8 protein-coding genes and 1 rRNA gene are annotated in these 9,280 nt (G+C 45.4%); 6 read left to right on the top strand and 3 right to left on the bottom strand.

Translation table 11 applies throughout. The features are described 5' to 3' along the window. The 6 genes from rrf to ACP7H9_RS05760 all read left to right on the top strand — a co-directional run. Positions 1 to 76: ribosomal RNA gene (gene rrf / locus ACP7H9_RS05785) — 5S ribosomal RNA — on the top strand; the annotation flags it as partial. A gap of 377 nt (positions 77 to 453) precedes the next feature. Continuing rightward, positions 454 to 2,853 (top strand): TonB-dependent receptor plug domain-containing protein, encoded by a 2,400-nt coding sequence (locus ACP7H9_RS05780; protein WP_114981642.1) that lies wholly within the window; start codon positions 454 to 456, stop codon positions 2,851 to 2,853. 171 nt (positions 2,854 to 3,024) lie between these two features. Further along, positions 3,025 to 3,342, top strand: a complete 318-nt coding sequence (locus ACP7H9_RS05775) for a hypothetical protein (protein WP_011235497.1) — start codon at positions 3,025 to 3,027, stop codon at positions 3,340 to 3,342. A gap of 46 nt (positions 3,343 to 3,388) precedes the next feature. Beyond that, positions 3,389 to 3,802, top strand: a complete 414-nt coding sequence (locus ACP7H9_RS05770; RefSeq protein ID WP_114981643.1) for a copper chaperone PCu(A)C — start codon at positions 3,389 to 3,391, stop codon at positions 3,800 to 3,802. Positions 3,803 to 3,829: 27 nt separating this feature from the next. Then, positions 3,830 to 4,519 carry a TIGR04219 family outer membrane beta-barrel protein gene (locus tag ACP7H9_RS05765; protein WP_011235495.1) on the top strand — a complete coding sequence of 230 codons (690 nt, stop codon included), beginning with the start codon at positions 3,830 to 3,832 and terminating at the stop codon, positions 4,517 to 4,519. 96 nt (positions 4,520 to 4,615) lie between these two features. Continuing rightward, on the top strand, positions 4,616 to 6,829 hold the full coding sequence (locus ACP7H9_RS05760; protein WP_114981644.1) for a bifunctional diguanylate cyclase/phosphodiesterase: 2,214 nt from the start codon (positions 4,616 to 4,618) through the stop codon (positions 6,827 to 6,829). Here the strand turns inward: ACP7H9_RS05760 and ACP7H9_RS05755 are convergent. From ACP7H9_RS05755 to ACP7H9_RS05745, 3 genes are read right to left on the bottom strand one after another with little or no spacing between them, the layout of a single operon-like run. Beyond that, positions 6,826 to 7,299 carry a DUF3299 domain-containing protein gene (locus tag ACP7H9_RS05755; protein ID WP_011235493.1) on the bottom strand — a complete coding sequence of 158 codons (474 nt, stop codon included), beginning with the start codon at positions 7,297 to 7,299 and terminating at the stop codon, positions 6,826 to 6,828. The genes ACP7H9_RS05760 and ACP7H9_RS05755 overlap by 4 nt on opposite strands. Further along, positions 7,296 to 8,573, bottom strand: coding sequence for an ABC transporter permease (locus tag ACP7H9_RS05750; protein ID WP_110014296.1), 1,278 nt, complete (start codon positions 8,571 to 8,573; stop codon positions 7,296 to 7,298). Before ACP7H9_RS05750 ends, ACP7H9_RS05755 begins: the two co-directional genes overlap by 4 nt. Further along, on the bottom strand, positions 8,570 to 9,265 hold the full coding sequence (locus ACP7H9_RS05745) for an ABC transporter ATP-binding protein (RefSeq protein ID WP_110014324.1): 696 nt from the start codon (positions 9,263 to 9,265) through the stop codon (positions 8,570 to 8,572). Before ACP7H9_RS05745 ends, ACP7H9_RS05750 begins: the two co-directional genes overlap by 4 nt. Positions 9,266 to 9,280: the final 15 nt, after the last annotated feature.

Raw genomic sequence — 9,280 nt, 5'->3', positions numbered from 1 at the left:
CGAACTCAGAAGTGAAACACACCAGCGCCGATGGTAGTGTGGGGTCTCCCCATGCGAGAGTAGGTCACCGCCAGACTACAAATAAATAACCCCAGCCCAATCGGCTGGGGTTTTTTATTTCTGGTGTGGACCTACGACGAGAGTAGGGTGAAGCGGGTCCCTGGTAAAGCCAAGCATTTGGCTTTACCCCGCTGAACAGGTTGAGCTCTTCGAAACCTTGTCCAGACTACAAATAAAACAGCCCTCAGCTCACGCTGGGGGCTTTTTTTATGTCTGCTGGGTAGCCTGACGTTCACGTCAGGTGAGCTCTCTGAGGCTTTACTCCTTTACCACCTCACCTGATGCAAGAGCATCAGGCTACTATAACGTTTGCTTATACCTAATTGCTTTACAGACTGAACCAAACTGCCAATTTACTGCTATATTCACTGTAATAATTATAGGGAGAGCAGTATGAAACGTTTCAATGCTATTACGCTTGCTTTGGCGAGCTCATTTTTCATTACGCCAGTTGCGTCAGCGCAACAAGATTCTGCGCAAGACGTAGAAGAAGTGATTCAGGTTGTAGGTTCCCGATTATCGATGAGAACGGCAACAGACGGCGCTGCACCAGTGGACATCATTAGTGGAGAGGACTTAGCCGCGACAGGTATTACTGAAACCGCTAAAGCTCTTCAGTACGCGGTACCTAGCTTTAATTTTCCATCATCATCGGTTACAGACGGCACAGATGCAGTTCGTCCGGCTTCTTTAAGAGGCCTGTCTCCGGATCACACATTAGTACTCATTAACGGTAAAAGACGTCACAAGTCAGCCTTAGTTCATTTAAGCGGAACAACAGGAAGAGGCAGTTCAAACGTGGATTTGAATGCTATTCCTATGGCGGCAATAAAACGTATTGAAGTCTTGCGGGACGGCGCCGCGGCTTTATACGGTTCAGATGCTATCGCTGGTGTTATCAATATCGTTTTGAAAGACAATGCCAGTGGCGGCAATGCCAGTATACAAGGTGGCCAAACCTATAAAGGTGATGGCGAGCAATGGAAACTTTCTGCCAGCTCCGGGTTTGCTATTGGAAACGACGGTGCACTAACTCTGTCTGGCGAGTTGCATCATAAAAACAGAACCAATCGTGCTGGCCCCGATCCGCGCCAACAGTATCCAGAACTACCAAATGGCGATCCCGATCCAAGAGAAGAGACCTTTGACAGACAGAGTTTTCATGTTGGTGACGCAGAATACGAAAATGCTTCGTTGTTTGCGAACATGGACATCGCTATAGGTGAAGGCAATTTTTATGCGTTCGGTGGGATCAGTGATCGCACTTCTGAATCAGGTGCGTTTTATCGTCGGGCTCTTCAAAGTAATACATTAACTGAATTGTATCCGGACGGCTTTTTACCTATTTTAGCCCCTGACGTTAATGATCACTCAATTTATGCTGGCTACGAATGGTTAGTCGGCGAATGGACGTTAGATTTTAGCGGTGGCTATGGCTTCAGTAAGTTTCAGTATAACGTTGAGAACTCATTAAATGCGTCTTTAGGCCCGGAACTTACACCAACTTCATTTGATGCAGGTACGCTGGAAAACAGTGAATCCAATGTTACCTTAGACGCCCAACGCTTTATCCCATTTGCGAATAACTCAGAAATTTCCCTGGCTATGGGTATTAGTTACCGCGAAAACTCTTATGAAGTTATTGCCGGTGAAGAAGCTTCTTACATTAATGGTGGCTACGAAGATAGACCCGGTGGCAGTCAGGGCTTCACTGGATTTTCTCCTGATTCGGAAGTAGATGAGTCGCGCGATAATGTGGGTGTTTATGTTGAAGCAGAAAACCAGCTCACAACCGACTTTATGTGGGGCGCTGCGGTTCGATATGAAGATTACTCAGACTTTGGCAATAACACCAGTTGGAAGCTTTCCGGTCGTTATGATTTAACCGACAGAGTTGCGGTACGTGGTGCCATTAATACAGGTTTCAGAGCACCTAGCGTACAACAATTGTACTTTAGCAATATCTCTACCCTGTTTGTTGATCGCGGCAACGGGCTGGAGCCTGAACAGTCAGGAACCTTTAATAATATTAGCCCGGTAACTCAGGCTCTGGGTATTGGTGCTCTTCAACCGGAAGAATCTGAAAGCGTTAGCCTGGGTATGGTCTGGAATGGTTATGATGGTCTGGCAATCACCATTGACGCATTTCAAATCGAAATTGAGGATCGGATAATTTTATCCGGCGATGTTGCCCCTGGTGATTCTCCGGCTGTGGAAGAAGCGCTTGCCGGTACAGCGGCGGAAAACGCGCGGTTTTTTCTTAATGCTGTTGATACGACAACCAAAGGGCTAGATATTGTAGCCAGTAAAACCTTCGGTATCGGCGACTACGGCGACCTTAAAGCGCAGTTAGCTTATGGTTATAATACTACGGACATTGACTCTATTAACCTGCCGCAATTATTAGATGGGCTGGACGATGTTCTGTTTGATAGTGATGAGCAAATACGTATGACGCGCTCCACACCTGATCATTCAGGGTCAATTGGTTTAACCCATACTAAGGGCAAATGGACCAGTAATGTCCAGTTCAGTTATTTTGGTAACTATGCCATTGGTTACAGCAGTGGAACCGAGACATACGGTCCTAACTGGATAACAGACGTCACCGTTAATTATCAGTGGAACGATGCTCTGGCTGTGAGAGTGGGAGCGCAGAACCTGTTCAACGAGTATCCTGACGAGCGCTCAGAAGGAAATCAGTTTAATGGTATTTTTAAGTACCCATTAACTAACTCGCCTATCGGCTTCAATGGTGGCTATTTCTACTCGGAAGTTGAATATAAATTTTAATTGTCTCCGAGAGCTAATATTAGTAAAAACCGCCATTTATTGGCGGTTTTTTTATTTCAGGTTAAGGTTTTAAATTTTAACTAACTGAAATATATAAGATAAATAGTTGGCATGGTAGTTGTAATCAAAAGACTAAGTATAGTTAAATTGCTCACTATTGGAGTTATTGTCATGTCGAATCGCAGCTTTGGTTGGTTATTAGTTTTATCTGTTATTGGCCTGTTCTTTTTCGCTGAAGAGATATTTTCAGTTTTCGGAATGGCTCTTGGCTCGGTGATTGAGTTGTCGGTTACTTTATTGATCAGTTTATTTTTTGTCGGTCTGGTATTTTTTGTGGTGGTTACGGTATTCGGTAGCGTGCTCTTAGGCGCTGGTGCAGCATTTATTGCGCTAATACTCAGTGGAATAGGTTTCTTTTGGCCGCTGATTCTTTGTGTTCTGGTTCTTTACTTTATATTTCGCAAACCAAAGGTTTCTAGAACGGGTTAATCACGTGTAATATAAAGCCTAAGTTAAATCCAATAAGGCTTAGGCTATGTTTAAAACAATAATTGCTGTATTGAGTTTGTTACCGGTTATAGTCGCCGCCGAGACATTAAAAATTGACGATGCCTGGGCTCGTGCGACTATCCCGGGAACCGAAAATGGCGCGGCTTATGCCACACTTGAAAACCTGAAAGATACCCCTGTCGAAATTACCCGCATTAGCTCAGACGTTAGTAAAGTAGCCGAAGTACATCGACACACAATGTCTGGCGATGTAATGAAAATGGAAGAGGTTAAATCGCTGTCTATTGCTCCGGGTGAAACAATTAAGTTTCAACCAGGAGGGTATCACTTTATGTTGTTTGGCTTGAAATCTCCGCTTGAAGCCAAAGAAAGCTTTTCTCTGACCTTACATTTTCAGTCAGGCTCCAAACAAACCGTTCAATTTCTAGTTAAAAAATAGAGAACTCGACATCTAATAGGAAAAGTTATGTATAAAAAGACATTAGCGTTAGCCGTTGTATTAGCGGTTGCTCCTGCCAGTGCGCTGGCTGATACAGTTTTTGGTGTTTATGCCGGTGGACAATTCTGGGATGCCGACAGTGAAGGCGAGTATGCTTTTGCTTCTAACGTAATAGAACCTAATTTCGAGAATGAAAGTCAAAGCAGTTACTACATCGCATTAGAGCACCCGGTTCCATTTATCCCAAATATTAAAGTACGGGAAAATAGTTTGGAAGTTACCAGCGATTACGGAAAAAATGACTTTAGTCATAGAGATTACATTTTTTACTACGAAATTTTCGATAATGATTTAGTTTCATTTGATGTTGGCGTCAATGCTATGGATTTCGACGGCAGTTTGTGGGTGCTAGGCAGCGATACTATTGGCCGCCAGGACTTTTCCGTTGTTGTGCCTACAGCCTATGTAGCAGCGCGAGTTGGAATACCAGCTACCGACTGGACCTTCTTTGCTGATGCCAGTGCGCTTAGCGCGAAAGACAGTAAAGTTCAGGATGCGCAAATTGGCATCGAATATCGTTTAGTTGATAACTTAGCTGTCGATGTAAGCCTTAATGCAGGTTATCGCCATTCGGTGATAGAGCTTGATGATGTCGATGATATTTATTCAGATGTGACCTTTAAAGGCCCGTTTGTTGGAGTCGAAGTTCACTTTTAATCGATTAATTAGACTATTCAAAGCTTGCAGGTCGTTCAGCATATAAGCTAAATTGTTATATGTTTGTAATTTCTTATAGATGGATGGCCTCAACGCATGGTCAGTAGTCAAGATGAACCGCTGTTTCTTCACGACGACGATGAAGTTACTCCGGCAGAGTACAGTAAAGGTTTCTGGAAAATTCTGATTGTTGATGATGATCAGGAAATTCATGCGGTCACTAAAATGGCGCTTGCTGATGTTATTATAAGTGGCCGCCAGCTAGAGTTCTTCCATGCTTATAGTGGCAGTGAAGCGCTTGATCGCCTGACTGAACATGACGACATCGCCATGGTATTGCTTGATGTTGTAATGGAAACCGATGACGCCGGTTTAAAAGTGGCTCAGGCCATTAGGGAGCAGTTAGGCAATGACGAGATTCGGATTGTGCTGCGAACAGGGCAACCGGGTTATGCTCCCGAAGAGAGTGTTGTAAAAAATTATGATATTAACGACTACAAGACAAAAACAGAACTTACAAGAAGCCGTCTTTTAACCACTGTATTTTCTGCTGTCCGCTCGTATCAGCAACTTTGCACCATTAATGAAAATCGTCGGGGTTTGCGTAAAATCATTCACTCGGCTTCCAACTTAATGGAAAAACATTCCATTGTTAACTTTTCTGAAGGTGTAGTCACACAAATTGCTTCTTTGCTTGGCTTACGCGCTGAAGGGATTGTTGGTGCCAGAGCGCCTCATAAAAACAATGATATTCTGGTACTAGGAGCTGCCGGGCACTTCGCCGATAGTATTAATAAGAGTTTATCCACTCTTAACTCTGAAGAAATAGAAAAAAATGTCATAAAATGCCTGAGTGAACAGCGCCATATTCATACAGACACCGCGACGGTCTTCTTTATTGATGGCCAGGCGCATCAGGCGGCTGCCTACATAGAAACCCAAAATGCTGTAGCTGGGTATGATCAGGAGTTGCTGGAAGTCTTTTTAGCCAATATTGCGGTTGGCTTCGAGAATGCAAATTTATTCGAAGAACTGCGGACTGCAGCGTACCTTGACCCTTTAACTGGCATTCCTAATCGAGCCGAGTTTACACGGTGTCTTCAAGCTCTGTCTGAAAAGTCGGATAAGGATAAAATGATCGCTGTCATCGACATCGACCACTTTTCTGATGTTAACGATGGATTAGGGCAGGATGTGGGTAACTTACTGTTGCGAGCTGTGGCTCTGCGTCTCACGGACCAACTTGGCGATAAAGTCTTTGTTTCGCGGATTTCTGCCGACGTATTCGGCGTTTACGGTCCTGCGAATATTGTCACGCCTAATGCTTTCAGTGAGCTTTTTGCCTTACCTTTTAGAGCCGGGGAACATTACATACCATTGCGGGTAACTTGTGGCTTTGCCTCAGCCACAAACCCTGAGAGTGTTAATGGCAAAGGATTGCTGAAGCAAGTTTATATCGCTCTAAAAAATGCTAAAAATAACTCTTTTGACCGTTATAACTATTATGAGCCGTCGATGGAACAAGACACTCAACGACGGCTTCATCTGGTTCGTAGGTTGCGCGCTGATTTTGCCAATAGAAAACTGCAGGTTTGGTATCAGCCTCAAGTTGAGCTGAAAACAAAAAAAGTTGTAGGTGTAGAAGCACTTCTGCGCTGGCCTCAAAGCGACGGTTCTTTTATTTCTCCTGCAGAGTTCATTCCTTTGGCTGAATACTCCGGGCTGATTGTAGAAATAGGCCCCTGGGTTATTGAAGAAGCCTGTCGTCAAATTAATGCCTTTGATGAAATTGGTCTTCCCCAGCTTCGGGTGGCGGTAAATGTTTCAGTACCACAATTTCGAAAGCGTGACTTTCCTGAGCTGGTAGAAAAGCAAATAGAACAATGGGGAATCGATCCGACGCGAATTGAGCTGGAAATTACAGAAAGTATTGTGATGGAAGACCCTGATCTGGTTGCTGACATTTTAAGGCGTTTGAAGCAGCAAGGAATTCAGGTGGCAATTGATGATTTTGGTGTCGGCTTTTCATCACTCAGTTACTTACAAAAGCTGCCCTTAGATCGAATTAAAATAGACAAAACCTTCGTGAATAATTCAGATGAGAAGAGCGGCAAGATCATCATAGAGACTATTGTCGACATGGCTCGTCGTTTAGGTTTAAAAGTGCTGGCTGAAGGTATCGAGGAGCAGTCGCAACTGGACTACTTTTTAGGGTTGGACTGCACCGAGGGGCAAGGTTTTTTCTTTGCTAAACCAATGCCCGCTGACCAGTTAATTTGCTTGTTACAAAAGCAAATGAGTTATTCTTAGTTATAGACTTCTACGCTATCGGCTTTCATCTGATAGCCTACAACCGCAAGGTCACCTTCTTTGCGTTCTACCTTAATGGTGCCTTCTATCCAAACAGCATCATAAGTGTTTTCGTAGGGAACACCTTCCGGGTATTCAACGTGAATAATTTGGTTTGGCGGTGGTGGCGGAACGTGGATGCACGCACCAAAATAAGGAACCAGTAAAAATTCAGTGACGTTATCAGCGTTCCCTTCCAGTTGCACAACGTAGCCAGGAATCCGCACTTTTTTGCCGTCCAGAGATTCAACTACAGGCGCGTCAAGGCTAACCTGCTTGTCTTCGTCCGGGTTGGCATCATAATATGACTGAGGCTTGACCGGAGGCGGAGTAAATCCTTCAGGGATGAGATCCTTCCAGCCAATTTTTTCAGCAGCCGCGAATGCGGGAAGGGTTAGCATTAAGAGTGCAACCGCAAATAACTTCTTCATATTTTCACCGTAAGTCCGTCTGCAAGAGATTGGCGATACGCACGCCATGCGGGAATTAAACTTAACATAAAGCCTGCACCAATCACGAGTACTATGCGCCACCACTCACTAATGCTGGGCCATGAGCTGGTGAAGATTAACCCTGTCTGCGACTGGATAACGCCGGCCAACGACCATTGCAGGCCATATAGCAAGAGTAAGCCAGAGAAAGCGCCGACCACGGTAAGTAGCAGGGCTTCACTAAGTAATAAGCCGAATATTGTTCCCGGACCTGCGCCCACGGCTCTTAAGACCGCCATTTCGCGACGGCGTTCCCTTAAACTGGCAAGCATAATTGTCAGCATACCCAGCAGACCAATCAGCACCACCATAGCCGAGATGGCGGTTAACGCCTGCTCGAAAACTCTTAAGGTTTTCCATAGCTCCTGCAGCGTCATTCCCGGTAGCAGAGCGGTTAAAGGCTCTTTGTCATAGGTGTTGATTTGACGTTGTAGGCGCAAAGCCAGAGGCTTGGCCTTTAAGCCAAGTAATGCGGCACTGATGCTTTCAGCCGGGGCTTCGCCATGATGCTCGTGCTCGTCGGCATGAGCATCGTTATGTTCGTGTTCATGGTTGTGGTTATGTTCTTCGTCGTGCCCGGCCCCACCGCTGTGAATCATCTCGAGGCTGTGCAAGGTTACCAGCACCGCTTGATCAACCGGGGTTCCTGTCCGCTGCAGAACACCAGTAACCGTCAATGGGTGCTCATCGTGTTCGCTAAAGCTAATGCCGCCACTGCCGTGGGCAATAATGATATCGTCACCAATGGCTTTTGACAGCTTCTCTGCCGCATCAGCTCCTAATACAACGTCTTCATTTGAGGCAAAAGGCTGGCCTTGTGAAAACTCTAAAGGTTGCTTATCAGCATATTTAAAATGCTCGAAATACGCATTGGTTGTCGCTACAACTGGCAATCCCTGGACACTGTCACCCAGCGAAATTGGCACGGCCCAACTGACTTCAGGACGGCTACTAATATCGGCAAAGCTTTCCCAGCTCATATTGTTGGTCATGCTGCCAATATGAAATACCGAAGACAGCAACAACTGTGTCTGTCCGGTTCTGGCGCCAATAATTAAGTCAGTACCAGAAACTGTATTGGCAAAATGACTTTGTACCTGGTCACGGACACGCTCCACTGCCAGTAATAAGGTAACGCTGACAGCAATCGCCATAACAGTTAAAAGCACACTCGCGCGTCGGTTCAATAGGCTTTTTATAGCAAGGCGGATCATGATTTAGCCCCCGCCCGATTAAGTTCGTTAAGCTCGACGTGTTTATCAAAATAAGAAGACAAAGCGGCGTCATGAGTCACAAAAATAACCGTGGTGTTATTTTGGCTACTCAGCTCGAGTAATAATTGAATAAAGGTATCCCGGTGCTCAGCATCCAGCGCCGAGGTTGGTTCATCCGCTATCAGCAGTTTAGGTGCTCCCAGTAAGGCTCTGGCAGCTGCTATCCGTTGTTGCTGACCAACGCTGAGGGTATGAGCCTGTTGCTGAATTTGTTCTGAGGATAAACCTAAGCGTTTGAGCATTTCCAGCGCAGTCGCTTCTGCCGATGTTCCCTGCTCTGCTAAACGTTGTCTGCGCTTTTTCGAGAACTGACAGGCGAGTAAAGTGTTGTCTAAGGCGGATAAATAGGGCAGCAAATTAAATTGCTGAAATATATAGCCAATATTGTCAGCACGATAATGGTCTCGTTGTCTGCCGGACAGACTGGAGAATGCAGTATCAAACAGGTCTAACCGGCCTTGTTCCGGTGTATTAATGCCGGCCAACAGCGATAGTAATGTTGATTTACCGCTACCGCTGGGGCCGCGCAGCAGCACCGTTTCACCCTGTTTTACCTGCCAGGCAGGAATATCCAGGGTTGGTTTTTGTCCCGCCCAGGAAAAACTCAGTTTTTCTAGATTGACGGCATTCATCACGTCGGTGCTGCT

This window comes from Idiomarina sp. ST20R2A10, from assembly GCF_051842345.1.
GTDB classification, from domain to species: domain Bacteria; phylum Pseudomonadota; class Gammaproteobacteria; order Enterobacterales; family Alteromonadaceae; genus Idiomarina; species Idiomarina loihiensis.
Note: the sequence above shows the minus strand (reverse complement) of the source record. Positions and strands in the feature narration are given on the sequence as shown.

Bases quoted from the DNA above. Each gene is read 5' to 3' on its own strand.
- ACP7H9_RS05760 (WP_114981644.1), top strand. From the start codon at position 4,616: ATGGTCAGTAGTCAAGATGAACCGCTGTTTCTTCACGACGACGATGAA.
- ACP7H9_RS05750 (WP_110014296.1), bottom strand. From the start codon at position 8,573: ATGATCCGCCTTGCTATAAAAAGCCTATTGAACCGACGCGCGAGTGTG.
- ACP7H9_RS05775 (WP_011235497.1), top strand. From the start codon at position 3,025: ATGTCGAATCGCAGCTTTGGTTGGTTATTAGTTTTATCTGTTATTGGC.
- ACP7H9_RS05755 (WP_011235493.1), bottom strand. From the start codon at position 7,299: ATGAAGAAGTTATTTGCGGTTGCACTCTTAATGCTAACCCTTCCCGCA.
- ACP7H9_RS05780 (WP_114981642.1), top strand. From the start codon at position 454: ATGAAACGTTTCAATGCTATTACGCTTGCTTTGGCGAGCTCATTTTTC.
- ACP7H9_RS05770 (WP_114981643.1), top strand. From the start codon at position 3,389: ATGTTTAAAACAATAATTGCTGTATTGAGTTTGTTACCGGTTATAGTC.
- ACP7H9_RS05745 (WP_110014324.1), bottom strand. From the start codon at position 9,265: ATGAATGCCGTCAATCTAGAAAAACTGAGTTTTTCCTGGGCGGGACAA.
- ACP7H9_RS05765 (WP_011235495.1), top strand. From the start codon at position 3,830: ATGTATAAAAAGACATTAGCGTTAGCCGTTGTATTAGCGGTTGCTCCT.